The 26,776-nt window shown below is 45.7% G+C and carries 23 protein-coding genes and 3 riboswitches; of the genes, 6 read left to right on the top strand and 17 right to left on the bottom strand.

Annotated features, from left to right (window positions below):
• Positions 1-139 precede the first annotated feature (139 nt).
• Both HT574_RS01955 and HT574_RS01950 read right to left on the bottom strand, forming a co-directional pair.
• Positions 140-1,183 (bottom strand): YkvI family membrane protein, encoded by a 1,044-nt coding sequence (locus HT574_RS01955; protein WP_175243282.1) that lies wholly within the window; start codon positions 1,181-1,183, stop codon positions 140-142.
• Between the two features lie 100 nt (positions 1,184-1,283).
• Entirely contained in the window at positions 1,284-2,006 is a 723-nt protein-coding gene (locus HT574_RS01950; protein ID WP_175243281.1) for a FixH family protein, read from the bottom strand.
• Between the two features lie 210 nt (positions 2,007-2,216).
• Here HT574_RS01950 and HT574_RS01945 point away from each other — a divergent pair, with 210 nt between their 5' ends.
• Entirely contained in the window at positions 2,217-4,388 is a 2,172-nt protein-coding gene (locus HT574_RS01945) for an ATP-dependent Clp protease ATP-binding subunit (RefSeq protein ID WP_175243280.1), read from the top strand.
• A 78-nt stretch (positions 4,389-4,466) separates the two neighbouring features.
• On the opposite strand, the gene tatC is transcribed toward HT574_RS01945, so the two are convergent.
• The 8 genes from tatC to HT574_RS01905 all read right to left on the bottom strand — a co-directional run bounded on the left by tatC (position 4,467) and on the right by HT574_RS01905 (position 13,605).
• Positions 4,467-5,219 (bottom strand): twin-arginine translocase subunit TatC, encoded by a 753-nt coding sequence (gene tatC, locus HT574_RS01940; protein WP_175243279.1) that lies wholly within the window; start codon positions 5,217-5,219, stop codon positions 4,467-4,469.
• A gap of 421 nt (positions 5,220-5,640) precedes the next feature.
• Positions 5,641-5,847, bottom strand: a complete 207-nt coding sequence (locus HT574_RS01935) for a twin-arginine translocase TatA/TatE family subunit (RefSeq protein WP_175243278.1) — start codon at positions 5,845-5,847, stop codon at positions 5,641-5,643.
• 100 nt (positions 5,848-5,947) lie between these two features.
• Positions 5,948-7,696, bottom strand: coding sequence for an alkaline phosphatase D family protein (locus HT574_RS01930; RefSeq protein WP_175243277.1), 1,749 nt, complete (start codon positions 7,694-7,696; stop codon positions 5,948-5,950).
• 587 nt (positions 7,697-8,283) lie between these two features.
• Entirely contained in the window at positions 8,284-8,940 is a 657-nt protein-coding gene (locus HT574_RS01925; RefSeq protein ID WP_175243764.1) for a TetR/AcrR family transcriptional regulator, read from the bottom strand.
• A 24-nt stretch (positions 8,941-8,964) separates the two neighbouring features.
• A complete protein-coding gene (locus tag HT574_RS01920) occupies positions 8,965-10,074 on the bottom strand; it encodes an ABC transporter permease (RefSeq protein WP_175243276.1) in 1,110 nt (369 codons plus the stop codon).
• Entirely contained in the window at positions 10,071-10,793 is a 723-nt protein-coding gene (locus HT574_RS01915; RefSeq protein ID WP_175243275.1) for an ABC transporter ATP-binding protein, read from the bottom strand. Before HT574_RS01915 ends, HT574_RS01920 begins: the two co-directional genes overlap by 4 nt.
• 517 nt (positions 10,794-11,310) lie before the next feature.
• On the bottom strand, positions 11,311-11,826 hold the full coding sequence (locus tag HT574_RS01910) for a GNAT family N-acetyltransferase (RefSeq protein WP_175243763.1): 516 nt from the start codon (positions 11,824-11,826) through the stop codon (positions 11,311-11,313).
• A gap of 84 nt (positions 11,827-11,910) precedes the next feature.
• Entirely contained in the window at positions 11,911-13,605 is a 1,695-nt protein-coding gene (locus tag HT574_RS01905) for a M3 family oligoendopeptidase (RefSeq protein ID WP_175243274.1), read from the bottom strand.
• Between the two features lie 157 nt (positions 13,606-13,762).
• Positions 13,763-13,944, top strand: a riboswitch (Lysine riboswitch).
• 89 nt (positions 13,945-14,033) lie between these two features.
• On the opposite strand from HT574_RS01905, the gene HT574_RS01900 reads away from it, so the two are divergent.
• The gene (locus tag HT574_RS01900; RefSeq protein ID WP_175243762.1) at positions 14,034-15,458 is read left to right on the top strand and encodes an amino acid permease; all 1,425 of its coding nucleotides are present in this window, start codon (positions 14,034-14,036) and stop codon (positions 15,456-15,458) included.
• 309 nt (positions 15,459-15,767) lie between these two features.
• Positions 15,768-17,780 (top strand): S9 family peptidase, encoded by a 2,013-nt coding sequence (locus tag HT574_RS01895; protein WP_175243273.1) that lies wholly within the window; start codon positions 15,768-15,770, stop codon positions 17,778-17,780.
• Between the two features lie 42 nt (positions 17,781-17,822).
• On the opposite strand, the gene HT574_RS01890 is transcribed toward HT574_RS01895, so the two are convergent.
• Both HT574_RS01890 and HT574_RS01885 read right to left on the bottom strand, forming a co-directional pair.
• The gene (locus tag HT574_RS01890) at positions 17,823-18,014 is read right to left on the bottom strand and encodes a PduL/EutD family phosphate acyltransferase (protein ID WP_175243272.1); all 192 of its coding nucleotides are present in this window, start codon (positions 18,012-18,014) and stop codon (positions 17,823-17,825) included.
• Between the two features lie 26 nt (positions 18,015-18,040).
• A complete protein-coding gene (locus HT574_RS01885) occupies positions 18,041-18,484 on the bottom strand; it encodes a MarR family winged helix-turn-helix transcriptional regulator (RefSeq protein ID WP_175243271.1) in 444 nt (147 codons plus the stop codon).
• Between the two features lie 273 nt (positions 18,485-18,757).
• Here HT574_RS01885 and HT574_RS01880 point away from each other — a divergent pair, with 273 nt between their 5' ends.
• Positions 18,758-19,489: a ZIP family metal transporter gene (locus tag HT574_RS01880; RefSeq protein ID WP_175243270.1), complete on the top strand. Its 732-nt coding sequence runs from the start codon at positions 18,758-18,760 to the stop codon at positions 19,487-19,489.
• 198 nt (positions 19,490-19,687) lie between these two features.
• Here the strand turns inward: HT574_RS01880 and HT574_RS01875 are convergent, their stop codons facing one another.
• From HT574_RS01875 to HT574_RS01855, 5 genes are all read right to left on the bottom strand, one after another.
• On the bottom strand, positions 19,688-20,230 hold the full coding sequence (locus tag HT574_RS01875) for a 1,2-dihydroxy-3-keto-5-methylthiopentene dioxygenase (protein WP_017436214.1): 543 nt from the start codon (positions 20,228-20,230) through the stop codon (positions 19,688-19,690).
• A 30-nt stretch (positions 20,231-20,260) separates the two neighbouring features.
• Positions 20,261-20,896: a methylthioribulose 1-phosphate dehydratase gene (locus tag HT574_RS01870; RefSeq protein ID WP_175243269.1), complete on the bottom strand. Its 636-nt coding sequence runs from the start codon at positions 20,894-20,896 to the stop codon at positions 20,261-20,263.
• Positions 20,893-21,552, bottom strand: a complete 660-nt coding sequence (mtnX, locus tag HT574_RS01865) for a 2-hydroxy-3-keto-5-methylthiopentenyl-1-phosphate phosphatase (RefSeq protein ID WP_042407459.1) — start codon at positions 21,550-21,552, stop codon at positions 20,893-20,895. Before mtnX ends, HT574_RS01870 begins: the two co-directional genes overlap by 4 nt.
• Positions 21,549-22,790 (bottom strand): 2,3-diketo-5-methylthiopentyl-1-phosphate enolase, encoded by a 1,242-nt coding sequence (mtnW, locus tag HT574_RS01860; RefSeq protein WP_175243268.1) that lies wholly within the window; start codon positions 22,788-22,790, stop codon positions 21,549-21,551. Before mtnW ends, mtnX begins: the two co-directional genes overlap by 4 nt.
• A 65-nt stretch (positions 22,791-22,855) precedes the next feature.
• A riboswitch (SAM riboswitch) is annotated at positions 22,856-22,967 on the bottom strand.
• Positions 22,968-23,119: 152 nt separating this feature from the next.
• The gene (locus tag HT574_RS01855) at positions 23,120-24,313 is read right to left on the bottom strand and encodes a pyridoxal phosphate-dependent aminotransferase (RefSeq protein WP_175243267.1); all 1,194 of its coding nucleotides are present in this window, start codon (positions 24,311-24,313) and stop codon (positions 23,120-23,122) included.
• A gap of 96 nt (positions 24,314-24,409) precedes the next feature.
• Here HT574_RS01855 and HT574_RS01850 point away from each other — a divergent pair, with 96 nt between their 5' ends.
• On the top strand, positions 24,410-25,225 hold the full coding sequence (locus tag HT574_RS01850; protein ID WP_175243266.1) for a carbon-nitrogen family hydrolase: 816 nt from the start codon (positions 24,410-24,412) through the stop codon (positions 25,223-25,225).
• Positions 25,226-25,317: 92 nt separating this feature from the next.
• Positions 25,318-25,483: riboswitch (SAM riboswitch) on the top strand.
• Positions 25,484-25,570: 87 nt separating this feature from the next.
• Positions 25,571-26,773: an S-methyl-5-thioribose kinase gene (gene mtnK / locus HT574_RS01845; protein ID WP_175243265.1), complete on the top strand. Its 1,203-nt coding sequence runs from the start codon at positions 25,571-25,573 to the stop codon at positions 26,771-26,773.
• Positions 26,774-26,776 lie beyond the last annotated feature (3 nt).

The raw sequence follows: 26,776 nt of genomic DNA, 5'->3' as shown, positions 1-26,776 counted from the left end.
CTAGGAGGAGAGCAATGGTGAGCCAGCTGACAAAACGACGACGGGCGAAACAAGGCTAGAAAAAATCGTACATCGCTTTCATGAATCCTTGGCAAAACAGCCGTTTTCCCGCATGATTGGTGCGGAAAAACGGCTGCTGTTACGGACGCGGCACTTTGCGCGCCCATAATAGAAAAAGAAACGCAAAACTAATGTAGCCAAATAGCGGATACAAAAACGATAAGAGCTCACTGTAGCGGAACAAACTGACAATATATAGAACGATAAACAGCACGGCAAGAAACAAGGTGTTAGGAATAGAAACGAGCGTGCGCGCCTGCCGCTGCAGGCCAAAAATGCCGCCGATAATGGACGTAAAAATTTCCCCGTAAATCACAACGATATACACCCAGTAAAAAACGGCAAAGAACGAACGGATCACTTCCGCCATCGGAATATCGTAATTTATTACATACGGAAACGATAAGAGCACAAGGTGGCTACTTAATAAAATGCCGGTAAGCAGCAGCCCGCCAAGCACCGCGCCACGCCGCACTGTGCGTTCGTCTTCCACCTCGCAAGCCAGCGGCACGAGCACAGGCTGCGCCATCGCCAAGTTAAACGCCGCATACGAAAATGGGGAAAGAAATGCTTTTAATGAATAGTCTGCCGCTTCCAGCCCCCTTCCGTACCATTCGCCCATGGTGATCAGCTTTCCAAGCGCAATGGCGCTAAATAGCACCATCATCGGAACAATCAAGGCGTTTACGCCAAATAGCCCTTTTATATCGTACATCATGACCAGCAGCGATAAACATAACGTCGTTACAATTCCGATTTGCCGCGGCAGCCCAAGCTGCTCCTCAAACACCGCCCCTGCTCCGGCCATCATCACGGCGGTGACTCCGATAATCATCAACGTCATCATGATAGAAATAACAGGGCTCATTGCCTTGCCAAATAAATAGCGGTTAAACTGTTGATAAGAAGCCGCCTTCACTTTCCGCGCCATTACCATCATGCGCGCGCCGCCCCACGTAAACAAGCTGCCGCTAATGATAATGCCGATCGTTCCGGACGTTCCGTATTGCGTAAAAAATTCAATAATCTCTTTTCCCGTGGCAAATCCCGCGCCAACGACGGTGCCGACGTAAACAGCGGCGATTTGCCAAGCATCCGACCATTTTCCAGCCACTTCTGCCATTCCCCTCTCCTTGTCCACTATTCACTCCCATATATATGTCGGCATGATCCAATAAAGACGGGATGACAGTAAAAAAGGATGCCGCTATATGGGCATCCCTTTATTGCACCGTAATTTGCTCTACTTGATGTTCGTGCAGATGTTCCGTTTCCACATGGATTTTTACAGAATATGTCCCTTTTTCTTGAAACGATGTTGCTGCTTCGTATTGGCCTGCTTGTTTTTCGCTTGCCTCGATAAGCTCGTGCTTTCCGTCCCCCTTCCAAATTTCGAAGCGAACCGTCGCTTTCGTCAGCGGCCGGCCGTCATGAGTAATATGCACCGTTAAATGCGCCTCTTTATTGACAGAAAATTGTTTTTCATGAAGCATCATCATGACGTCGGCATGATGGTGTTCATCGCCGTGATGTTCCTCTGCATGATGTTGCGACTGATCGCTTGGTGTGCCAACAACGATATCTTTTTTCGGCATATTATGCATATTGCGCGCTGTCACGTGGCTGACGACGGAATACGTCCCAGGCTCGGTAAACGTTTTTTTCACAGCATATTTGCCATCTCCAACATTTTTGGCGGTTAACATCTCATGCTTCTCGCTTCCGTGTTTCCACACTTCAAACTTTACTTCGTCCGCGTCATCCACTTTTTCCCCACCGTATGTCACGATACAAGAAAGTGTCGTTTCCTTATTTAATTCAATATGATCCGGTGTTTGAAGTTGAACTTCAAGTATTGCAGGTTTGTCCTCTTGCTTTTCCTGGCTGCAGGCGGCAAATAAAAACAATATTAACATCAATGCCAAAAACAGCGAAAGCTTTTTCATTTTTCTATTCCCCTTTACTCTATTTTTCTAGACTTAACTATATCATAGCTTTACCTTATCCATAGCATTATTCACTATTCTTTCAAAAACATTTCACGGTTACAACAATTTTTTATAAAAAACACTTGAAAGTCAAAAAAGGTCAAAGTATAATAAAATCAGAAAGTCAAAGTTAGTCAAAGTCAATTGACAAAAAGGAGGTTATGCCTCATGCTTTGTCAAGTATGCCATCAAAACAAAGCGACGGTATTTGTCAATTTGCAATTCAATCATGAGAAAAAGCAATTGCATCTTTGCCACGAATGTTATGAAAAACAAAAACAAGAGCTTTCCATCCCAATAAACTTCGGGTTTGGAGGCTTTTCGCCATTCCCATTTGATGATTTCTTTATGGATGGATTTTCGCCAATTTCGGAAATGGACACGCCATCCACAAATATGGCGCAACCATCCAAATGGAATCGGAAAGGTAAAAGAGGCGGCGGTTTCTTAGATCAATTCGGCCGCAACTTAACACAGCTTGCCAAAGCCGGTCTCATCGACCCGGTCATCGGCCGTGATAAAGAAATAGAACGCGTCATCGAAATTTTAAACCGCCGCAATAAAAACAACCCGGTATTAATCGGGGAACCTGGTGTCGGGAAAACAGCGATTGTCGAAGGGCTTGCCTTAAAAATTGCGGAAGGGCAAGTTCCAGAAAAACTATTAAATAAAGAAGTATATTTGCTTGATGTCGCCTCACTTGTCGCCAATACAGGCATTCGCGGCCAATTTGAAGAACGCATGAAACGGCTCATTTCTGAATTGCAGCGCCGGAAAAACGTCATTTTGTTTATCGACGAAATTCACTTGCTCGTCGGCGCTGGTGCGGCAGAAGGCTCGATGGACGCCGGCAACATTTTAAAACCAGCGCTTGCGCGTGGGGAATTGCAAGTTGTCGGTGCTACAACGTTAAAAGAATATCGACAAATTGAAAAAGACGCCGCGCTTGAACGCCGTTTCCAACCTGTCATCGTCCATGAACCAACAGTCGAAGAAGCGATTACGATTTTAAAAGGCATTCAACCGAAATATGAACAATTCCATCACGTCAAATATACGGACGAAGCGATTGAAGCGTGCGTTAAATTGTCGCACCGTTACATTCAAGACCGCTTCTTGCCGGACAAAGCGATCGACTTGTTAGACGAAGCCGGCTCCAAAGCGAACTTGCGCATCGGTCCGACAGATGAAAAACAAATTCAAGAACGCCTTGCGCAAATCGCCAAAGAAAAAGCAAAAGCAGCGCAAGAAGAAAATTACGAACTGGCGGCAAAATTACGTGACGAAGAGTTGAAATTGGAAAAACAATTACAAAACGGCGTAAACCAAGAACGCCCAGTCGTCGATGTTGCCGATATCGAGCGCATCATCGAAGAAAAAACAGGCATTCCTGTCGGCAAACTGCAAGCTGATGAAAAAGAGAAAATGAAACATTTAGAAGAAAACTTGGCGAAAAAAGTGATCGGCCAGGATGAAGCAGTCAAAAAAGTCGCAAAAGCAATCCGCCGCAGCCGCGCAGGCTTAAAAGCAAAACATCGTCCAGTCGGTTCGTTCTTATTCGTCGGTCCAACTGGCGTCGGGAAAACGGAGCTGGCGAAAACGTTGGCGGAAGAATTGTTCGGCTCAAAAGACGCGATGATTCGTCTCGACATGAGCGAATACATGGAAAAACATTCGGTATCGAAATTAATTGGTTCGCCTCCTGGCTATGTCGGTCACGAGGAAGCCGGTCAGCTTACAGAAAAAGTGCGCCGCAATCCATACAGCATTATCTTGCTTGACGAGATTGAAAAAGCGCACCCGGATGTTCAACATATTTTCCTGCAAATTTTAGAAGACGGCCGTCTCACTGACAGCCAAGGCCGTACCGTAAGCTTTAAAGATACCGTTATTATCGCAACAAGCAACGCCGGTGTAACGGACAAAAAAATTACGGTCGGCTTTGAAAAACAAGGGACAACGCACACAAGCATTCTTGATTCGTTAAACGCCTACTTCAAGCCAGAGTTTTTAAACCGTTTCGATGCGATTATCGAATTTAAATCGCTGAAAAAAGAACATATGCTGCAAATTGTTGACCTCATGCTCAACGACGTAAAAGCAGCAATGCGCGAACAACATATCGACCTTGACGTTTCGCAGGCAGCGAAAGAAAAATTGGCGGAACTCGGCTACCATCCAGCGTTCGGCGCTCGTCCGCTCCGCCGCGTCATCCAAGAACACGTCGAAGACAAAATCGCCGATGTCTTGCTTGACACAAGTGAACAAGTCCAAGCGATTCGCATCGATGTCGAAAACGATGCGATCGTCGCAAAACCTTTGCATAAACAAACCGCCTAATCCCTTAATGGGAAAGGCGGTTTTTTTTGGCGCAAAGCGAAATAAATTTTTTCAGGTGTTCAATCCAGTCCCTGCGGCTCAGCCGCTCTCCGCAAACCGATTGGCGTTATGCAGCGTCCCTTCGCTTACCAGCTTTTTCTTATAAACCATGCCGGACAGTGCTACGCTCACTTCATAAAGCACCAGCAAAGGAATGATAACAAGAATATCCGAAAGCAAATCCGGAGGCGTGATAAGGACGGAGATGACAACCAGAAAAAAATAGGATATTTTCCTTGCCTTTGCCAGTCTTTTCGGATTTAGGATTCCTAGTCTCGTTAGAAACATGACCGCAAGCGGCATTTCAAAGAGAAAGCCAAATGGAAGTGTCAGATGGATCATGAACCGAAAATATTTTTCCGCTGTGAATATTGTTTCGAATTGCCCTACTGACAGGTTTGTTAAAAAACTGAGCACGGCCGGGAAAAGCACAAAGAAACCAAATGAAATCCCCGCTATAAATAATAGAAACAACCATGGGATAAACCGCAAAGATACTTTCCGTTCTTCGGGATTCAGCGCCGGAGAGACAAACCGCCATGTCTGGAAAGCAGCGACAGGTATCGTTGCTGCGATCGCAAACACGGCTGCGATCATCATGTATACCCAAAGGATGTCACTCGGGCCGAGAATCGCAAGTTTCCCATCGAAGTCCTTGACAAGCCATTTATAAATATCCTGTACAAAAACGAAACTCCCAACGAAGAATGCAATAAACGCTAATAACGTAATAATCACCCGTTTGCGAAGCTCTTCTAAATGATCTATCAGACGCAAATCTTTGTTTTTCATGCTGGCTGCCTCCTTTTTTGGAAACAAATGCTGTTAGTTTGTAGTTACTAAACTTTTGGGAAATTGGACAGAAGCTATATTTAACAAATCAACTTTTTCACGAAAAAATTTTTCGATACCACATCATTTCAAGCGGTCATCTGCTAACCAAGGCGGGACTTTTTCTTTCCGAGCCGTGTCGTCCATAAAATGAAGATTTTTTGTCCATGAATGGAAAGTTGAATCTTTTTACCAAAAAAAGAACCCGAAAAACCTTATGCAATGCCAGAACAACTGTTAAAAAGAAGTTTCTGACCCACTTGAAGCAAAAAACTTTATGAATTCCCCTCTGAAAAAATTCGTTGATCGGTGGGTCCATAAAGCCGATAAGAAGAAGCAGACAGGCTGCCCCGTCTGCTCTCTTTTTTACTAAACCGCCAATTCAGCTGTCTTTTTTCACAGCCGATAATGCAGGTTTTTTCGTTTCCTCATTATGATCATCAGACACCAGTTCCTTCGTGGCACTTTTGAATTCAAACAGCGTGCGGCCAAATGCGCGGCCGATTTCCGGCAGCTTGGAAGGCCCAAAGATGACCAGAGCAATGACGAGTATTAAAATTAAACCTGGTATACCGATATTGTTTAACATTGTAGGTTCATCTCCTTTGCGGAAAATTTGGCATCCAGACCGGTAAAGATGCCCGGATGCCAAATGCGGCATTGATATCGTTCAGCATGCGTGGACGGAATTAATTCGTAACCTTTCCTCTCTTTTTCTCCATTTGTTTTTCACGGGCGCGTCTGTGGGCACGGTGGCGGTCTTCTTCCACTTCCCTTGACATTTGGACACCCATCGGCACCATAGTGGATGATACTTCTTTTAGTCCTTTCTGATCTTTTTCATAAACCAATGATGCTCTCGTCCAAATATCCGCTCCCGGCTGAGTCACATACGGAACGACACGGTAATCCGCACGCCACTGTTCCGGAGTAACTTGACAACGGACATAGCCACGGTAATTGTTAAAAAATTTGATGTGCGGGTTTTGCGCTAAAATTTTCTCCGTGTCTGCACGCCAATCAGAACCATTTCCCCCAGAAGTAATCGAAGTGCCGACAAACTCAGCGCCAAAAATCGGGGCATCAGGATCGTTATAATCAGTCGTCAAGTTAGAGGCCCAGTTCGCATGGACATCCCCGGTTAGAACAATCAAGTTGTTAATATTCTTGGCTGCAACAAAATCCATAATGCGTTGGCGCGCGGCCGGATATCCGTCCCAGGCATCCATGCTGTATTTTGGCGCTTGGCTTGTCCCAAAGTTCCGCTGGGAAAAGAAAATCTGCTGTACCAGCACGTTCCATTGCGTTTTGGAGCTTCCAAGACTGTCAAGAAGCCATTTCTCCTGTTCTGCACCGAGAAGAGTGCGCTTAGGATCCAAAGATGCCGGGGAATGCGGCTTGATTCCATCACCGTTCGCCTGGTCATCGCGGTACTGGCGCGTATCAAGAACAAAGAAAGAGGCTAAATCTCCATAAGCGAAAGCCCGGTATAATTGCATGCCGCCTTCGTGCGGAAGCGACGATCTGCGGAGCGGCATATGCTCGTAGTAAGCCTGGTACGCGGCGGCACGGCGCTTGATAAACGCTTCGACCGATTGGCCGTTTTCTGGAATAGTGCCCGCATAATTGTTTTCCACTTCATGGTCATCCCATGTGACAACCCACGGGAAGGCAGCATGAGCTGCTCTCAGATCTGCGTCAGATCGGTATTGGGCATAACGGTTTCGGTAATCCTCAAGTGTGACAGTTTCCGGACCGCTATGGGTGCGGACATTACCAGTGAATGAAACATATTCGTTCGGTCCGTATTCATATATGTAATCGCCAAGGTGGAAAACTAGATCAAGATCCTCTTTCGCCATGTGCTTATACGCCGTGTAGTAGCCGTGCTCAAACTGCTGACAGGAGGCGAAAGCGAACGCCATTCCAGATATCTTTGAGCCTGCTATCGGAATGGTTTTTGTTTTTCCAACAGGGCTTAATTCATTTCCGCATTTAAACCGATAAAAATAAACGGTGTTCGGTTTCAGGCCATTCACTTCCACATGGACCGAATGCGCGAGGTCAGGCGAAGCCATTTCGGTACCGCGCCGAATCACATTGCGGAAATGTTCATCTGTTGCAAGCTCCCAATGGACAGGAACGATATGGGGAGGCATTCCGCCGCCATTTAGCGGATCCGGGGCCAATCTTGCCCATAACACAACACTGTTTGCTAAAGGATCTCCGGAAGCAACGCCGAGTTTAAATGGATAATCGCTGAATTTTGGGGCGGCATCCACTTTAAATCCTCCTAGGGATTGGGCGATGGCTAGACCGAGCGAGAGCCCCGCAATCTTGCCGGCTCCATGAAGAAGGCTGCGGCGGTCTATATTCTTTTTCAAGATTTCTTCATTAAAATTCTTGATTAATTCGTCTAAAAGCCTCTCATTTCTCATGATTTTTTCCCTCCCTGAATAAAATCTTTCACTGAGCGTGATTATAAATGGAAATTTTTAACTCACTGTAAAGATATGTAAAGAGGAAAAATAGCATAAACGTAGAGTATAAGCATTTGTTAATAGATCTAAAGAAATAGTGAAGAGGTAATTTTCAGAATATTACCGATTATTTTTTTAACCCCTCGACAAATTACCCGTATGATCATAGTTCTTTTTTCCTTCGTTTTGTTACATTTTCTTCATGCAAATTTTACAAACAAAAACTTGAGGGGAATTTTTTCTATCGTATAAACGCAGCTGTTTTTAGAGAAAAAATGGTATTCGTTTGAAAAAGGCATATAGATTTGCGATAAAAGCCGGCCTTAGGCCTTCTTCCAAATAGCTGATCGATGAACTTCACTCGATTTTGGATAGACTGGTCCCGTAAAAATTTTTATATTGAAGGTTGGACTTTTTCCATGATAAAATGGTTACTTCCGTAAACGCCTAAAATTCGGACCACGGACGGATTACATCGACACATATACTAGGCGTGTGCGTCACAAAAAAACCGCCTAATCCGTCAGTGGATAGGCGGTGCTTTTTTATTTTTTTGCTAATCCGTGCATTAAACATTGAACCGTCCGCTCCATTTCCGCTTCATCATCCCATTCATAATCCGGCAGCACGATAAACCGTGCCGCCAAAAATCCGGCAATCGCTATAATCGTCATACGGATGACCGAATCAGCGGGAATCGCGGCAAGTTCCCCGTTTTCTTGAAAATACTCCACGATTCGCTTAAATTTTTGATATACGTGTGCTGTGAAAATGCGCTGAAGTTGCTCCTTAATTTCCGCATGAAACGCGATCTCCTGCCAGAAAACGCGAATTGCCGGCAGGTATTTTTTCACAAATTCATAACGGTTTTTCAAAAGAGCGCGAATGAAATCTTCATAGCTTTCATATTGGCTTTCGAACACTTCTTTGACAAACTCTTTCGCTAAAAATGGGGCGACGGACTTAAATAGCGTCGGAGTGACAATCGCTAGCAGCAAATCTTTTTTCGTTTTATAATGGCGGAAAATCGTCCCTTCGGCTACGCCAGCCTTCTTGGCGATTTCGCTTGTCGAAGTGGCGGCATATCCTTTTTCCGCAAACATTTCAATCGCCGCTTCTAAAATTTTGATTTGTTTTTCACTAAGCTTCACATCTTCCCCATTTAGTTGTAACAGTTCTTTCAGCCACTGTTCCTCATTCATCATGTGACAACTCCTTACTCACTGCTAAATTTTTCGGTATTTTTTCAAGGCAAACACGTTTAGGGTAATAAAAAGAAAGGCAAATCCGAACAAGACGAACAAATCCATGCGTATGTCGCCAAGCCCCACTCCTTTATACATTACACTTTTAAGGGCATCTCCACCATAATACATTGGCATCGCTTTGGCAATCATCTGCAGCCAATTGGCCATTCCTTCAACTGGAAGGATGCCTGCAAAAAACACTTGCGGGATGATGACAATCGGAATAAACTGCATCATTTGGAACTCTGAATTTGCAAATGCGGATAACAAAATTCCTAAAGATAACGCAACAAGCGCCAGCAGCAAATTAATGATAATCACGTGCCATAAAGACCCTACCAGCATAATACCTAATACTTTCACGGCAAAAATGACAACAATCACTGTTTGAATCACGGCAAACAATCCATACCCTAACAAATATCCAAAAACAATGTCGCTTCGTCGTATAGGCGTTGCCATTAACCGTTCGAGCGTGCCTGTTGTGCGTTCGCGCAATAAAGCAATTCCAGAGATAAGAAAGACGAAGAAAAAGACAAAAAATCCAACTAATACAGGGCTCAATACATCAAAAAAGGAAGTGTCTTTATTACCGTATACATAAGCGATGTGCGTTTTTGGCGATGATATTTGTTCCATTTTTATTTTCGGAGCATTCAACGTCTTTTGCAAATGCTGAATCCACTCTTTCATGACGGATGCTTGCTTTTTTGCTGATTGTGCTGCGATCACTTGCTGTATTTTCATTTGTAATGCTTTTGTTTTGGATGGATCTGAATTTTCAAACGTTAATTGGATGTTTTCTCCTTTGATTTGCATAAATCCATCCAGTTGATCATCCACAATCGTTTTTTTGACATTTCCCACTCGTTCATATGTTATAACGGTAATATCTTTGTCTTTTAATTGCTTTACTAAGGCATCATCGGCATTGACAACGCCTAGTTTTGGATTCTCGGCTGTGTCGCTAGTAAATAAAAAATAAAACAACGTTAAGATCAATAACGGAGCAACGAACATCAATGCAAGTGTCCGCTTGTCGCGCAGCATTTGCTGAAAAATTCGTCTGACAACAGCGATCGTTCTCATATATTTTTTCCTCCCGCCTTGACAAATACTTCTTCTAAATGGTTAACAGCATATTGATTTTTCAGTTCGAATGGCGATCCGCCTGTAATTATTTTTCCATCCCTCACCATAGACAGGCGGTCGCATTTTTCCGCTTCATCCATCACATGGGTTGTTACGACAATCGTTTTTCCCTCGTTTTTTAATCGGGATAATTCGTGCCAAATCGATAATCGTAATTCTGGGTCAATCCCTACTGTCGGCTCGTCTAATACGAGTATTTGCGGATTGTGAATGAGAGCGATCGCAAGGGATAAACGGCGCTTCATTCCTCCTGAATAAGCCATCACTTTTTTCGAAAGATGAGGAGTAAGCTTCACTAAGTCTGCCGCATAAGCGATGCGCTGTTTCCGTTCTTCTTTTTTTAACTTATAGAGTGAAGCGAAAAATTGTAAATTTTCTTCTCCCGTTAATTCTGGATATAAAGCATCCGATTGCGCCATATATCCAATTTTTGACAAAACACTCATATTTGGCATCGCAGCGCCCAACACTTCCACTTCTCCTTGAAAATCGCTGTCCATTCCTACTAAGATTTTCACTAACGTTGTTTTTCCCGAACCAGAAGGACCTATTAAACCGTATATTTCTCCTTCCTTCACCGTTAGATTGATGTTGCTCAATACTTCTTTCTTCCCGAACGATTTACTTACTCGCTTAGCGACAATGATGGAACCCATGGGAACCCCCCTCTATCAATGTTGACTTTTATAAAAAATCTAACCCCCAAGGACTAAGTTGCATAAATTTCCCAGAGGGTGTTTCCATTAGCTTCCCTGAACCTTCTATTCTTGCAGGCTGCCTATTTCTTGTTTCGCATTGTTTTTAACACGGAAATCAATCATAGAACCATGAGCCGGTTCATGTGGCGACAGGAGAATTTCAACTGATCCCTTTCCCTTTATCAAAATCAAAGAAAAAGAGTTCTCGAAGCCCAGCAACCATGAAACGCCGCGGTAGCCAAGAGTCAATTCAATCGCGGCAAAATGGCAGCATAAGCTCTGGCACCATTGTGAATAATGGTGCTCCAAAGAAAACGAGGAGAACAAAAATCGTCATCTATAAATATGAGTGATTACTCACATCAATTATATACGGAAATAACCTTCCGTTTCAAGTGAGTAATCACTCATTTTACACTTTTTTTAGCTGTCCCCCTTTGCACTGCGGACAGCCGGAATTTCTTTTTCCTATATTTCATCTATACATACATAGTTGAAAGCCATAGCACCATTCCGTCAGCTTTTTCCCGCCGATGTCAATGATCCCCTCGGCAATTTTCTCGCCCCCTAGCCGCTCATAAAACAGGCGTGACGGATTATCTGCAAGCACCCAGACGACCATCGAACGAACTCCATCACATTGAAAATCATCAACCAGCGCTTTGACGAGCTTTGTTCCGTATCCTTTTCCCTGTACTTCTTTTAATAAATAGATGGCGTATATTTCCCCTTCATACTTCGCTTCTTTTCCATGTGTGGCGCGGTTTTTTCCCCCGGAAATAAACCCGCATACCTTTCCATCTTCTTCAACGACAAAAATCGAATGTTTTGGTTGATTTAATCCGCGTTGCCAGAGCTGTTCTTTTTCGCTTACGCTTAATTGTGCCAAATACTCTGCAGGCACAATGCCTTGATACGTTGTCTTCCAGCTTTCCACATGAACGGTCGCAATGGCTTTTGCATCCTTCATCGTTGCTTTCCGAATATTCATCATTTCACCCCTCATTCGTACGATAATGCTATTTTATTCAACAAAAGAGGAAGAAGCCCTTCGTTGACTTCTTCCTTTTGGTTGTTAAAGTTGTTTGTCATCGACGCTATTCAGCCACCGCTCAATCTCGCCGACTACCGATCGGACGCAACCGTCTTCAAACGGCGAAATAAGGTTGGCGGCACGGACTAATTCGGTAAATGGCTTGCTTCCGCCTTGACGGCATAATGTCAAATAATCGTTCCACGCCTCTTCATAGTTTTCACGCGAACGTTTCCAAAATTGGAAGGCGCAAATTTGTGCTAATGTGTAGTCAATATAATAAAACGCCGTCGTGTAAATATGGCTTTGCCGCTGCCAAAATCCGCCGCGTTCCAAATAAGCGTTGCCATCATAGTCTCTTGTCGGCATATATTTCCGTTCGATTGACCGCCATGCCTGCTTCCGTTCCGCCGGCGTCGCGTTCGGATTTTCGTATACGAAGTGCTGAAATTCATCCACTGCTACGCCATACGGCAAAAATAACAGTGCATCGCTTAAATGATAAAATTTATATTTTTCCGCATCTTCTTGGAAGAATAACTTCATCCACGGCCATGTGAAAAACTCCATGCTCATCGAATGAATTTCGCACGCCTCCAAGGTCGGCCAGTTATATTCCGGAATTTCGTAATGGCGGCTTTCGTAAACTTGAAACGCGTGCCCCGCTTCATGGGTAAGCACATCGATGTCTCCGGATGTGCCGGTAAAGTTCGAGAAAATAAACGGCGCTTTATAATTTTCGATATATGTACAATAGCCCCCGCTTGCTTTTCCTTTTTTCGCGATAAGGTCCATTAGTTCATGCTCGATCATATATCGGAAAAATTCGCCCGTTTCCGGCGACAGTTCTTCATACATCTTTTTCCCATTTTCAATAATCCAGCTTGCGTCCCCTTTTGGCGTTGGATTCCCTGTTGGAAAAACAAATGCTTCATCATAATATTTCAATTTCTCGACGCCAATGCGCTCCCGTTGCCGCTCGCGGAGCTTGACAGCAATCGGAACGATGTGCTTTTCGACTTGCTTGCGGAATTTCGCAACCATCTTGGCGTTATAATCCGTTCTACCTAAACGGGCATAGCCAAGTTCCACGAAGTTTTTAAATCCGAGCTTTTGCGCAATGGCGGTGCGCACTTTCACAAGCTGATCGTAAATCTCGTCAAACTTTTCTTCATGCTCTTGGAAAAACGCAAAGCGCGCTTCGCTTGCCCGTTTGCGCATCTCGCGGTCCGGTGATTCGACAAACGGCTGCAGCTGCGCTAACGTCCGCTCTTCTCCTTCAAAGAAAATTTTCGCCGACGCGACCAATTTCGTATATTCGCTCGTCAGCTTATTTTCCAGCTGCAGATCTTCCACCACGTCCGGAGAATATGTTTTTAATTCCGTCTCGGCGAGCGCAAACAATTGTTTCCCCCATTTTTCCTCGAGCTGTGAGCGGAACGGGGACGAAACAAGCACCCGGTAATAATCGTTCACAAGCCCTTTGACAATTGGCTCGACTTCATCGAAAAAGTCTTGTTCTTGTTTATAAAATTCATCGTTCGTATCAATCGTATGGCGGATATAACAAATGTTTGCCATCGTGCTGAAATGGTTGCGAAGCCGATTGATTTCCTGCATCGCCTCATTCTGTTTTTCCGCGCTGTTTGCCTTCTGAAACGATTGCAACGCTTGTTGAAACGATGCTTTTAACTTCTCCACATCTGGCCGTTCATAGCGAAACTCGGAAAATTTCAATGAAATCCCTTCCTTTTCTTTCAATTTCCTTATCTTAGTTTGTATTCCATCTTAGCACGGAAAATCCTTTTTTTCTATCGAGAAAGGCTGTTGACGGTTTTTGTCGAAAAACGTATAATAATAACGTCAATTGAATATTTTTTCTTCTCATCCACATCGATGAGATAGAGGTTGCAATGAACAAGAGTAGTAGAAACGAGACACATAGAATCGACGAGTTTCCACGTTAGGGCTCATGGCCAAAGTTTGTGGCGAACTCTGACGCCATAAGCCGTGCCTGTATCCGAACAAGGACAGGACTGTCATCGTTGTAACAAACGATAAGAAGTTGGATACGATGTCTCATGCACCCGTTAAAACTTTTGGGTGTATTTTTTTTGAAAAAAAACAAACTAAAGCAAATCAGCATCAGGAAGGAGCTATCAACTGTGCAACAGCAAAAACTCGGACTATGGTTATTAACGGCGCTTGTCGTTGGCAATATGGTTGGTTCAGGCATTTTCATGCTGCCGCGCTCGCTTGCGGAAGCGGCAAGCCCGCTCGGTGTTATTTTCGCATGGCTGTTAACGGGCGCAGGCGTCTTAATGACGGCGCTTGTCTTTGGCAACTTAGCGATCCGCAAGCCGGAATTAAACGGCGGGCCGCAAATTTATGCAAAAGAATTGTTTCCAAAAGGATCGAACATCTCGATTCTATCTGGCTTTATGTCCTCATGGGGATATTGGATCGGCAACTTCGCCGGCAACGTGGCGATTATTACGACATTCACCAGCTATTTATCGACGTTTTTCCCCATTTTAACAAGCAAACAAACGCTATTTGCCATCGGTTCGCTTGACGTAAAACTAGGAAACTTGCTCACCTTTGCCGTTTGCACGGCGCTGCTTTGGGGCATGCATTTCATCATTTTGCGCGGCATTGAAGATGCAGGAAAACTGAACTTTCTTGCTACGGCGGCAAAAGTGCTTGGATTTTCCCTATTTATCGTCATTGCTTTATTTGCGTTTGAAAAAAGCAACATCGGCTCGTTCGTTGCTCCGCGTTATGATGAAGCTGGCCATTCTATTGGTTTGTTAGGGCAAATTAATAACGCGGCGGTATCGACATTATGGGCGTTTATCGGCGTCGAATCAGCGATTGTTTTTGCATCGCGTGCGCGCAAACAAGCCGACGTCAAACGTGCGACAATCCTTGGCTTGTTGATTGCCCTTGCGATTTATATCGGCATTAGTGTGCTTGTCATGGGTGTATTGCCGCAAAAAGAACTCATTCAGTCGGAAAAACCGCTTGTTGACGCGATTGTTACGATTTTAGGCCCAAGCGGCGGCTACATTCTTGCGGGGCTCGGTTTAATCAGCTTGCTTGGCTCCACGCTTGGCTGGGTGCTGCTAAGTGCTGAAGTGCCATACCAGGCGGCAAAGCAAGGTTTGTTTATTCCAGCATTTTTAAAGGAAAATAAAAAGAGAGTGCCAAGCTTTTCTTTAGTTCTTTCGAATGGATTAGCACAAATCTTTATTTTTTCAACAGTTTCCAACTCGATGTCAGCGGCGTTTGACTTTGTCATTTACATCGCGACATTAGCGTATCTCGTCCCGTATTTTATCGCCTCTGTCTTCCAATTAAAGCTGACGCTGACTGGCGAAACGTACAAAGATGCGGCACGGGGCCGCATGATCGATGGGATCGTTGCCGTTCTGGCAACCATTTATTCCATCTGGGTCATCATCGCCGGCACCGCCGATATCAAAACGTTTATGCTTGGGGTTGCCCTGCTTTTAAGCGGCATCATCTTCTACCCGCAAGTGAAAAAAGCGGCGCAGCAAACAAAAGAAAAACAAAAAATGTCGGCATAACGAAAGCGAACGTCCGAAAGCCGCGGGCGTTCGCTTTTTATATTTTTCTCTTTTCTTCTCCATCAATCACTATTACCTCCGAATCTATCAGCCTTGTCACGCGGCATGAAATTTGTGCTTCAAATGTTTGCAGCCGCTCTTCTATGGAGCAATCGACCGGAAACACATCCTCTCGGCCTAATGCGGAAAGATTATTCGTCCGTTAGGTGGTTACCTTATCATACCATTATTTTGCCATGTTTTAGAAGGAAAAGTAGTTCGTTTATCGAAATACTATAGAGAAAATTTTTAAAAAAGGAAGTGTCTTCGATGACTGTACGGGACGCAAAGAAAAAACATCGCGGCATCACCTCAGAAGATTTGTTTCGCATCCGCTTTGTGAGAGACCCACAATTCTCCCCAGATGGCGAGAAAGTCATCTTTGTGCAAAAAACGATTGATGACGAACGGGAATATCGCTCCCACCTTTTTCTCCTGACATTAGCGGATGGCAAAGTGAGACAATGGACGTTTGGAAAAGTAAAAGACTCTTTTCCGCGTTGGTCCCCAAATGGAAAAATAATCGCGTTTCTTTCCAACCGCTCCGGCAAAACACAAATTTGGATTCTTCCGACAGACGGCGGGGAAGCGCGCCAGTTAACCGCATTAAAAAACGGAGTGCGCCACTACTGCTGGTCGCCGGATGGGCGGTTTCTCGTAGCACTCATTTCGCTTGGCAAGGAAGAAACGCCGGAAGAGCGCGAGGAGCAAAACAAAAAAGAGAAAGAAAAACACGAGCTGACACCGCTTGTCGTAGAGCGGCTGCAATATAAATCCGATACAGCAGGATTTCGCGATGATAAACAGGATTTGCTTGTCCGCATCGATGTAGAAGCAGGCAAGATTCAAGCTCTGACAGACGGCGATGACGAAATCAGTTCATTCGCCATCTCTCCTGACGGCAAAACAGTCGCATTTGTCGCCAATCGGAGCGATGAACCTGATTTTACGTTTGCGCGCGATATATTTCTTCTTGACATCGACAGCGGAAAAACAACAAAAATCACAGATGGAAACGGGTTTTTCACTTCGCTGTCCTGGTCTCCGGACGGAAAAACGCTCGCGGCGATTGGACATGAACTCGAATATTTAGGCGCTACGCTAAATCGAGTGTGGATTTTCGATCTCGCTGGTGGAAAAAAACGGCCGCTTACCGCCAATTGGGATGTCCATGTCGGTGATGCGATGGTAGGTGACATGCATTCCGATGCGCCAGGTCCTGGACTCATTTGGGATAAAGAAGGAAACGGTGTGTATTTTCTTGCTTCCGAACGAGGGCGCGTTAACCTTTATCATGTAGCGTTGGACGGAACCATTACACCATCTGTAGTCGGCGAATTCCATCTGTATGGATTAACGATTCACCCGCATCAACATATAGCGATTGCGGCAATTAGCGATCCAACACATATTGGTGACTTACATACTATTTCTCTTCATGATGGGAAACGAAACAAGCTGACAAATGTGAATAAGGAGTTGGAAGAAGAGATTATCCTTTCCAAACCGGAGACATTCACCTATCCATCCCGTGATGGCTGGACCATTCAGGGCTGGCTGATGAAGCCCCCTCATCTCGAACAAGGGCAAGAAGTGCCGCTCATCGTCGAAATTCACGGCGGTCCGCACGCAATGTACGGTTTTACTTTTTTCCATGAAATGCAGGTGCTTGCGGACAAAGGATATGCGGTGCTGTTTACGAATCCGCGCGGCAGCCATGGCTATGGGCAAACGTTTGTCAACGCGGTGCGCGGCGATTACGGCGGGATGGACTATGCAGATATTATGAGCGGCGTCGATTATGTGCTTGAGCATTTTGATTTTATCGATGAAACGCGCCTGGGCGTCACTGGCGGAAGCTATGGAGGATTTATGACCAACTGGATCGTCGGACATACGGACCGCTTTAAAGCAGCGGTAACGCAGCGCTCGATTTCAAACTGGCTCAGCTTCTATGGTGTGAGCGACATCGGTTATTTCTTCACAGAATGGGAAGTCGGCTGCAATGTGTGGGACGATCCGGAACGGCTTTGGCATCATTCTCCGCTGAAATACGTAAAAAACATTCAAACTCCGTTATTGATTCTCCATAGCGAAAAAGATTACCGCTGCCCGATCGAACAAGCTGAGCAGCTGTTTATCGCGCTGAAACATTTAAAGCGGGAAACGAAGCTCGTCCGCTTCCCGGAAGCAAACCATGATCTTTCCCGCAGCGGCCCTCCGGCGCTTCGCCTTGAGCGGCTCAATCATATTGTCGAGTGGTTTGAACAACATTTGACATAAAACAAGAGTCCCGTAACTGGGACTCTTTATGGCGATGAATATTTATGGAATTAACTCGACATAATCCCCTGTCTTCAGCCCTGCCGCATTCGCTTCATCTGTATCAATATGCATATCGAGCGCAAAGTTTCCACTGACGCGGACGATGACTTCATCAAAAATTAAGGCTCGCTTCCCTTGTGTTTTTACTTTTACCCAGATTTTTGAAAATAAGTGGCTGCTTATGGCAGCCACTTCCACTTATGTTAAACGATCGCAAATTATTCCCTTTTTGCTCCGTATCCCAACTTTTTCAATAACGAAATCGCCTGTTCCTTTTCTTCCGCAGTTAAGCCGGAAACGGTTTCGTGAATCGTCTGCGCATGCTCCGGAAAAACCTTTTCGATAAACGCTCTTCCCTTTTCCGTGATCGAAGCATACGTGACGCGACGGTCTCTCTCGCATGCTCTTCGTACAATCAACCCTTTGCTTTCGAGCTTATCGACCACATAGGTAATGCTTCCGCTCGCGAGCAAAATTTTCTCCCCGATTTGCTGCAGCGGCTGATCCCCTTTATGGTAAAGCAGCTCTAATACGGCAAACTCGGTTGGATTGACGCCGAACGATTGAATCGATTTATTCACTTGGTCATTAACAGACCGATAGGCTCTTGATAAAACGATAAACAATTTTAATGATTGTTTAATGTCCTTCTCCCTCGCCATTTGCAATCAAATCCTTTTGTCGCTAAATATTTATAAAGGCATGTCCCGTTGCTTTCCGCAAAACACCGTTTTCTTACTTGCATTATACTTTAACTATTTGATACGGCGCAAATGTTTTTTAAAGCAACATGGGCGGTATCATACTCGTAACTTGGTGACTTTTGTTTATTATATTAATGTATGAATATGTTCTGTTTATGGTTTGGGCGGTTATCACATTCGAGCGGAAAACGCATATGGTAAAAATACAGGAGGCACGGAAAGGGTGATTCGATGAAACAAGTATTAATCGGCAGTATATTGTCGGCGTTATCGACTGGGCTGGGAGCAGTACCGATTTTATTTTTGGCGAAATCGATTACCCACCGCTGGCGCGATATATTGCTGGCGTTTTCGGCAGGCATTATGACAGCGGCTTCGATGATGAGTTTAATCCCCGGAGCATTGCAGGCAGGAGGCTTTGCCGCCTTAACGGTTGGACTTTTTCTTGGCGTTCTTATTTTAACAGTTTTAGAAATGACCGTGCCGCATATCGATTTAGAGCATACGCAAAAAGAAATCCAGTTTGATGAAAAGGCGTTGCTGATTATCGCGGCGATTACGCTACATAACCTTCCCGAAGGATTGTCGGTCGGGGTCAGCTACGCCTCCAATGCAGCGGAGACTGGTAATTTAATTGCGCTGGCGATTGGCTTGCAAAACGCGCCGGAAGGATTTTTAGTCGCTCTTTTTTTGATTAACCAGCAAATCGGAAAATGGAAAGCGTTTATTATCGCCACGTTAACCGGTGCAGTGGAAATTGTCACTTCTTTGCTCGGCTTTTATTTAACCTCCATCTTTCACGGGCTGGTTCCGTATGGACTTGCCTTTGCCGCGGGGGCGATGCTGTTTATTATTTATAAAGAATTGATTCCGGAAAGCCACGGGGACGGACATGAGCGAACATCCACCTATTCGTTTATCATCGGCATATTATTTATGATTTTTTTAGTCGAATCGTTTTAGTCAACTACCCCTCCACTTAAAGCCTAGAGGCTTTTGAAGAGGGGGCTTGTAACTCCCCAGAAGTGCAATGCTTTACTCAAAAGAAAGGAGGAAGGCGCATTCCTTCCCCACTTACTCATTTCATTCATTAAAGTGGGGTCTCCTGCGCTAAAACGATGAAACACCCCCCTGTCTAAAGAAGACAGGGGGAGATCGCCATTACTGGCCTACCTCTTCTTTTTCTTCATACGGATGGGCGACCCAGCCGGACGGATCGATAAACAGGCGGACGGCGACGACTTGGCGGTCGTCCATTAAGGTGAAATAATGCGGGTTTCCTTCCGGCACGGAAATGACATCACCCGCTTCAAGTTCGACATCAAAATAACCCGTTTCACTGTCCCCTTTGATGATAAAAATGCCATGGCCAGCAGTAATAGCGCGCACTTCGTCTTCCGTATGAATGTGCACTTGTTCAAACTTTTTCAACAGTTCATCCAAATTCGGCGTCGCATCCGATAAGGCGACGATATCCCACGTTTTGTAGCCTCTTCTCGCCGCCAAATCTTCAATTTCTTCTTTAAACGTCGCCAAAATTTCCTCTTTTTCTTCGTCGGTCAATACATATTTGTCGCGCAAATGTTCCGGCAGTTTGTTAATGTCCCAATGCTCATACAACACGCCTTGTTTATTTAAAAAGCTGCGGACATTTTCATCCCCTTCAATCACTTCTCCCGTTTTTTTCACTTTGATTACTGCCATTGGAATTTCCCCCTCTATCAATTTTATGATTTAATCAACCGGCAGCACAGCGGTCTGCTTCAGCAGCAGCCACTTGACGTGCCAGCTGAACAAAAACTCCCACGCTTCTAAAAACTTCTTTGCCTCAAACGCATCCCGCCCCCAGACGGTAATGCCGTGATTGCGGATCAACACTGCGCCGGCATCCTCGTTGACATGCTTGGCGAATTCCTTAGCCAGCGTCGGAATGTGTGCGTAATTTGGAATAATCGGGATGCGGATCATCGCATCTTCTTCCCACAGCCCGAACGCTTTAATGATTTCTTGGCCGGAAAATGCGGCTTCCCCTTTATTTCCGTACAGCTCGGAAATAATATTATTGTCAACTGTATGGACGTGGAGGATGCAGCCGGCATTGGTCCGATTATAAATTTCCACATGCAGCAGCGTTTCTGCGGACGGCTTTAAATTTGTATTCTCGACTGGCTTTCCAAATGCGTCAACAAGCAAAAAATCCTCGTCGGTCTGCTTGCGCTTGTCTTTGCCGCTTGCGGTGACGAGGAAAGTAAGCGGCTCATCCGTCACCTTGATGGACAAGTTGCCGCTCGTAGCGAAAAACCAATCGCGCTCTGCCAGCTCTGCCTTGACTTCGGCCAGCTCCCTCCATTTTTTTACAACGATGCTCATACGTTTACCTCCATCGTCTGCAAAAAATGAATGACATCGAAAAACGTTGTAAACGGCGTGTGCGGAAGATCGAGCTCCTGACACTTGTCTAGCAGGAAATCGCGGGCAAAGACGTGGTCAGCCCGCTTCGCTACTTCCAAATCCGTAATCGAATCGCCGATCACGATATGAAATGCATCCGGCACCGCCAGTTTTCTCAACAAAGACGGCTTGCAGCAGCCGCAGCCGTTTTGACACTGGTCATCGCACGCATGCGGCCAGGTGATGCGGATCGTCTCGCCGCTGAAATCAGAGCCGTTGCAAAAGATGCGCTCTTTGTCGACCAGCCCTTTTAATAGCGGATAGACAAAGAAGTCGATGCCGCCGCTGACGACATAAAGCGGAATATCATGCTCCTTCGTAAATGCGACAAATTCGCGAAACCCGTCGCGAAGACGGGCGGTCTGCAAAATGAAATCCGTAATTTCTTCCTTCCGACTCGATGGGAGCAGGGAAAACATTTTCCCCACCCCTTCCTGCACGGAGATGCGCTGCGCCAATATATCGTCTTTTAACGTTTCCCACTCGGGCGGCGCAAACTGCTTCATAATCGCGATAATGTTATCATTGTCCGTAATCGTTCCGTCAAAATCGCAAAAGATCACTCGTTTAGTCATGATGTCACCTCTACTGCACCCCATAAGTCGATCGCTTTTTGCAACGCCTCATTTTCGCGGGCTGCCTCGTGCAAAGATTTGCCGGCAAGTGCCGCATCGATGGCAGCTCGGAACGCTTTGCCGCCGCCTGCCGCTCCGTCTGGATGGCCGTGGATGCCGCCGCCGGCGTTGACGATGCTATTGACGCCGAAATCGCGGAACAGAAGCGGCACCAGCCCTGGGTGAATGCCCGCTGACGGCACCGGAAACGCCTGTTTCAACGGCTCCTTCTCATCCGTTAATTCTTTGGCGATGCCAAGCGCCTCTTCTTTGTCGAGCGCGACGCTTCCGTACGGCGATGGGAAAAGGACAAAGTCGGCCCCGGCAAGACGAAGCAGCTTGCCAAGCAGTAAGGACGCTTTAACACCGTAAAATTCCGACGGGGTAAGCGCGCCGCTGAACGCCGGATGAGCCATAATCGGAATGGCGATCTCTTCATCCTCGCGCAATCCTTGCAATACGTCCAAACCATAGGTAAAGACGTTAAACAGCAATACATCGGCGCCTAGCTCCACCGCACGCTTTGCTTTTTCTTTCAATTCGAACGTTTTGCCGGTTAAATTGACGGCATATAACGTCCGTTTCCCCGTCTGTTCGTACACTTCGTTGAGCACCGCTTTGCCTGCTGTAATCCGTTTTTCAAACGGCAGCAAATCGCTGTCAAATACAATTTCATCATCCTTGACAAGATCGACACCGCCAAGAGCCTGCTGCTTCAGCTGTTCGGTTAAATACGCTAAATCGCGGCCGATAATGCCTTTAAAAATGCTCATGAGAAGTGGACGGTCATATACATTGGCTTTTCGGCGAATCCCGTCGATGCCAAAGCGCGGTCCCGGAAATTGTTTCTTCCAAGCGTCAGGGAGCGTTACATCTAGCAATTTTACCTCACCGTCTAAAGACAGCTTGCCGAACACCGTTGCCAAAAGCGCCGGAATGTCAGCGCTGAAATTGACTGTCGGATAAGCGATTTGCACGATCGCGCGCTTCAGCCGTTTGCCAAAATACTGATTTGCCCGTTCGCTTTCTTCCAGCTCTTGTATATGGACGACTTCCCCCTTGTGTTTGCGCAGCTGCTCTTGTTCCAGCAGAGGCAGGTCGGTCCATGTTCCGACCGTTAAGCCAAGAGCGATTCCTTCTGCTTTTTTCTTTATGTCTTTCTCGTCATGAATAACATAGGTGGCAATGACTTGACTCATGTTCATCCCTCTTTCTCTTCATCAAAAAAGCCTCTTCATAAGAAGAGGCATTGAAATGGACACTCTTCTTATCTCTCAGCGTTTCCGCTGCAAGAATTAGCACCGTGCTTCGCGATCACCGCCAAGCCGGTTGCCGGGCTTCATTGGGCTTGTCCCTCCGCCTACTCTTGATAAGAATGCTTTGCAATATTGTATTCACTTTTCAAACAATTCGTGCTCACAAATTTTCACAAATTTTATAGTAAGAATGCTTACAATATTGTATTCGCTTTTCAAACAATTCGTGCTTGCAAATTTAATTTGAATTATGACAGTATTTTTTGACGTTGTCAATCACTTTTTTCGCTTTTGAAAAGACAAAGCTTGCCAATCCGCTCCGCTGCTTCCTGCAGACGGGCTTCGCTCGTCAATAAGCCGACGCGCACGTAGCCTTCCCCATGCTCGCCAAATCCGATTCCCGGCGCGACAGCCACATGCGCTTTTTCAAGCAAATAATCGGAAAAACGTTCCGACGTCCACCCATGTGGCACCGGCAGCCACGCGAAAAATGAGCCTTTTGGAGGCGCAACATCCCAGCCGATTTGCCGCAATGCCGCTATAAACGTATTGCGCCGCGATTCATACAAGGAGACAAGCTCTTCAACGCAGCGCTGTGAGGAAAGAAGGGCGGTTGCTGCCGCTTCCTGAATCGCACCAAACAGGCTGACGTATAAATGATCCTGAAGCAAATTAATCGCCGCAATCACGCTTTCATTCCCGACGGCAAATGCGACACGCCAGCCCGCCATATTATACGTTTTCGAAAACGTATAAATTTCCACGCCGATGTCTTTTGCCCCTTCTGCTTGAAGGAAGCTAACCGGTTTTCTTCCATCAAAGCCAATCGCACCGTAAGCAAAATCATGGACGACGCAAATCCCGTGCTTGGCGGCAAACGACACCGTTTCCTCGAAAAATTCCTGCGAAGCAGTCGCTCCGGTTGGATTATTTGGGTAATTTAAAAACATAAGTTTGGCTTTTTCTGCAATATGGCGAGGAATGTCACTATAATCAGGCAAAAATTCGTGTTCGGCACGCAATGGCATCATCACCATTTTTGCACGCGCCAGCGCAATCCCCGACCAATAGTCAGGATACCCCGGGTCAGGAACGAGCACGATATCACCAGGATTCACGAGGCATTGCGGAATCTCGACAAGCCCCGCTTTACCGCCGAACAAAACGGCGACTTCTTTTTTGGGGTCAACGGTCACGCCGTATTCCCGTTTGTAAAACTCGGCAACTGCCTGTTTCAAAAAAGAATACCCTTGAAACGGCGAATATTTGTGATATTTCGGGTTTGCCACCGCCTTTTGCATCGCTTCGACGATATGCGGCGGTGTCGGCTGATCCGGATTTCCTTGCCCTAAATTGATGACATCGTATCCTTCCGCGATTTTTTTGGCTACTTTCGCGACTAATGAGGCGAAAAACTGCTTTGGAAGCCCTTCTAACAGGTCGGATAACGGAAATTGTTTTGTCATGCTTAACACCTTCTCAAAAATTTCTTGAAATTCTAGTGCAACATCATATATCGTAAAAATCAAAATGTAAAGTAAAATTTTTTGAGGTGAATACGAATGACATTAAAAATTGCCTGCCTGCAGCTGGATATTGCCTTTGGCAACCCGCACGAAAACGAACAGGTTGTAGAAAGAGAAATAGAAAAAATTGCAAAAGAACGTCCGGATGTCATCGTTCTTCCTGAACTATGGACGACCGGTTATGACTTAACCCGCCTCGATGAAATCGCCGATGAAAACGGCGAACGCGCGAAAACGTTCATGACAAAACTGGCAAAATCGTACCGCGTCCATCTTGTCGCCGGTTCAGTCGCCAAAAAAACGGCAAAAGGCGTGACAAACACGATGTATATCGTCGACCGAAACGGCACGGTCGTTGGCGAATACAGCAAACTGCACCTCTTTCAGTTGATGGATGAGCATCTTTACCTCCAGCCTGGGGAGGATACCGGCTTATTTACGCTCGAAAACACCTTATGCGCCGGTGTCATTTGCTATGACATTCGTTTTCCGGAATGGATCCGCGTCCATGCGGTCCAAGGGGCGGAAGTGTTGTTTGTCGTTGCCCAGTGGCCGCTTCCTCGCCTTTCCCATTGGCGCACGCTGCTCGTGGCGCGCGCCATTGAAAACCAATGCTACGTCGTCGCTTGCAACCGCGCCGGCAGCGACCCGAACAACGTGTTTGCCGGCCATTCCATGATCATCGATCCATGGGGAGAAATCATTGCCGAGGCGGGCGAGGAGCCTTGCGCACTCACCGCGCAAATCGATTTGCAAAAAGTGCAGGAAGTGCGGGCGCGCATCCCGATTTTTGCCGATCGCCGTCCCGAATATTATCAGACAGCAGAAAAAAATTTTTTAAAAAAGTATTGACAAATGAATTCGTTAGCGTGTATGATTCGAATCAAACGCACAAATATTTTCTAACATGAGCAAAAATTCGAAAAATGAATATACTGAAAATACTCTTATCAAGAGTTGGCTGAGGGAATTGGCCCAATGAAGCCCAGCAACCGACCGTAATACTATCGTGAGATAGGGCGCACGTTTTTTCGGCGCCGGAAGTTTCATCTTCCGCAGGGCACGGTGCTAAGTCCAACAGAAAGACTTGTTCTTTCTGGAAGATAAGAGGTGCGAAGACTTGGAATCTTCAAGCCTCTTTCTATCTATGCAGAAAGAGGCTTTTTAATTTATTTGCTGAAGGGGGATTTTATTCCAATGTCGATCTCACATTCATCCGTTTATGAACCATTAACAGAACAAGGAGCCGTTTCTTTAGCCGTGCGCCTCGGCCTCTTCCGCGAAGGAGCGCCGCTTGTCTGCAGGGAAATCGGGGACGGCAACCTTAATCTCGTTTTCCGCATCGTCGATAAAGAAGCGAAAAAAGGGATTATCATCAAACAAGCCCTTCCATATGCAAAAGTAGTTGGAGAAAGCTGGCCGCTCACCTTAAAACGCGCGGTAATCGAAAGCAATGCACTACGCACATTTGCCGGCTATGCGCCGCAATATGTACCAAAAGTTTACTATTCCGATGAATCTTTAGCTATTACCGTGATGGAAGACTTGTCGCGTTTGCAAATTGCCCGCAAAGGCTTGATTGAAGGGAAAACATATCCGCTTCTATCCCAGCATATCGGCGAATTTATCGCAAAAACGTTATTTTACACGTCGGATTTCGGCATGAATCAGCAAGAAAAAAAACAGCTGGCGCAAAGCTTTGTCAATCCGGAACTGTGCAAAATCACGGAAGATCTTGTATTTACTGATCCGTTTTTTAATCATGAAACGAACAACTTTGAAGAAGAACTGCGCGATGATGTCGAATCGCTTTGGAACGATGACAAACTTCACTTAGAGGTTGCCAAATTAAAGCGCAAGTTTTTAACCGAAGGGGATGCGCTCATTCACGGTGACTTGCACACAGGCAGCATTTTCGCCAGCGACAAAGAAACGAAAATCATTGATCCAGAGTTTGCGTTTTACGGCCCATTTGGATTTGACATCGGCCAGTTTTTCGCAAACTTGCTGTTAAATGCGTTGTCCCGCCCTGAATCGCAGCAAGAGCCGTTATTTGCCCATATCGACAACACATGGAAAGTATTTACAACCGTCTTTTCTGAACTTTGGCATACGCACAATGTCGAACCGTATGCGAAAACGAAAGGGTTATTAGAAGAGGTGCTGCATCATACCTTTGTCGATGCGATCGGCTTTGCCGGCTGCGAAGTGATCCGCCGCACAATTGGCTTGGCACATGTCGCCGACCTGGACGGCATCGAAAATAAAGAGGAACGTTTGCAAGCAAAACGCCACGCGCTTCGCCTTGGCAGAAACCTTATCTTGCGACGTGAAACATTATCTAGCATCAAAGAAATTCGTTCTCTTTTCGCACAAACAGCGCTAGCACCAACGAATTAACAC

Origin of the sequence: Parageobacillus sp. VR-IP, assembly GCF_013357975.1 — a bacterium.
Classification (GTDB): Bacteria; Bacillota; Bacilli; order Bacillales; family Anoxybacillaceae; genus Saccharococcus; species Saccharococcus caldoxylosilyticus.
This window is presented reverse-complemented; position numbering and strand designations above follow the sequence as displayed.

Bases quoted from the DNA above. Each gene is read 5' to 3' on its own strand.
- HT574_RS01955 (WP_175243282.1), bottom strand. From the start codon at position 1,183: ATGGCAGAAGTGGCTGGAAAATGGTCGGATGCTTGGCAAATCGCCGCT.
- HT574_RS01950 (WP_175243281.1), bottom strand. From the start codon at position 2,006: ATGAAAAAGCTTTCGCTGTTTTTGGCATTGATGTTAATATTGTTTTTA.
- HT574_RS01945 (WP_175243280.1), top strand. From the start codon at position 2,217: ATGCTTTGTCAAGTATGCCATCAAAACAAAGCGACGGTATTTGTCAAT.
- tatC (WP_175243279.1), bottom strand. From the start codon at position 5,219: ATGAAAAACAAAGATTTGCGTCTGATAGATCATTTAGAAGAGCTTCGC.
- HT574_RS01935 (WP_175243278.1), bottom strand. From the start codon at position 5,847: ATGTTAAACAATATCGGTATACCAGGTTTAATTTTAATACTCGTCATT.
- HT574_RS01930 (WP_175243277.1), bottom strand. From the start codon at position 7,696: ATGAGAAATGAGAGGCTTTTAGACGAATTAATCAAGAATTTTAATGAA.
- HT574_RS01925 (WP_175243764.1), bottom strand. From the start codon at position 8,940: ATGAATGAGGAACAGTGGCTGAAAGAACTGTTACAACTAAATGGGGAA.
- HT574_RS01920 (WP_175243276.1), bottom strand. From the start codon at position 10,074: ATGAGAACGATCGCTGTTGTCAGACGAATTTTTCAGCAAATGCTGCGC.
- HT574_RS01915 (WP_175243275.1), bottom strand. From the start codon at position 10,793: ATGGGTTCCATCATTGTCGCTAAGCGAGTAAGTAAATCGTTCGGGAAG.
- HT574_RS01910 (WP_175243763.1), bottom strand. From the start codon at position 11,826: ATGAATATTCGGAAAGCAACGATGAAGGATGCAAAAGCCATTGCGACC.
- HT574_RS01895 (WP_175243273.1), top strand. From the start codon at position 15,768: ATGACTGTACGGGACGCAAAGAAAAAACATCGCGGCATCACCTCAGAA.
- HT574_RS01885 (WP_175243271.1), bottom strand. From the start codon at position 18,484: ATGGCGAGGGAGAAGGACATTAAACAATCATTAAAATTGTTTATCGTT.
- HT574_RS01880 (WP_175243270.1), top strand. From the start codon at position 18,758: ATGAAACAAGTATTAATCGGCAGTATATTGTCGGCGTTATCGACTGGG.
- HT574_RS01875 (WP_017436214.1), bottom strand. From the start codon at position 20,230: ATGGCAGTAATCAAAGTGAAAAAAACGGGAGAAGTGATTGAAGGGGAT.
- HT574_RS01870 (WP_175243269.1), bottom strand. From the start codon at position 20,896: ATGAGCATCGTTGTAAAAAAATGGAGGGAGCTGGCCGAAGTCAAGGCA.
- mtnX (WP_042407459.1), bottom strand. From the start codon at position 21,552: ATGACTAAACGAGTGATCTTTTGCGATTTTGACGGAACGATTACGGAC.
- mtnW (WP_175243268.1), bottom strand. From the start codon at position 22,790: ATGAGTCAAGTCATTGCCACCTATGTTATTCATGACGAGAAAGACATA.
- HT574_RS01855 (WP_175243267.1), bottom strand. From the start codon at position 24,313: ATGACAAAACAATTTCCGTTATCCGACCTGTTAGAAGGGCTTCCAAAG.
- HT574_RS01850 (WP_175243266.1), top strand. From the start codon at position 24,410: ATGACATTAAAAATTGCCTGCCTGCAGCTGGATATTGCCTTTGGCAAC.
- mtnK (WP_175243265.1), top strand. From the start codon at position 25,571: ATGTCGATCTCACATTCATCCGTTTATGAACCATTAACAGAACAAGGA.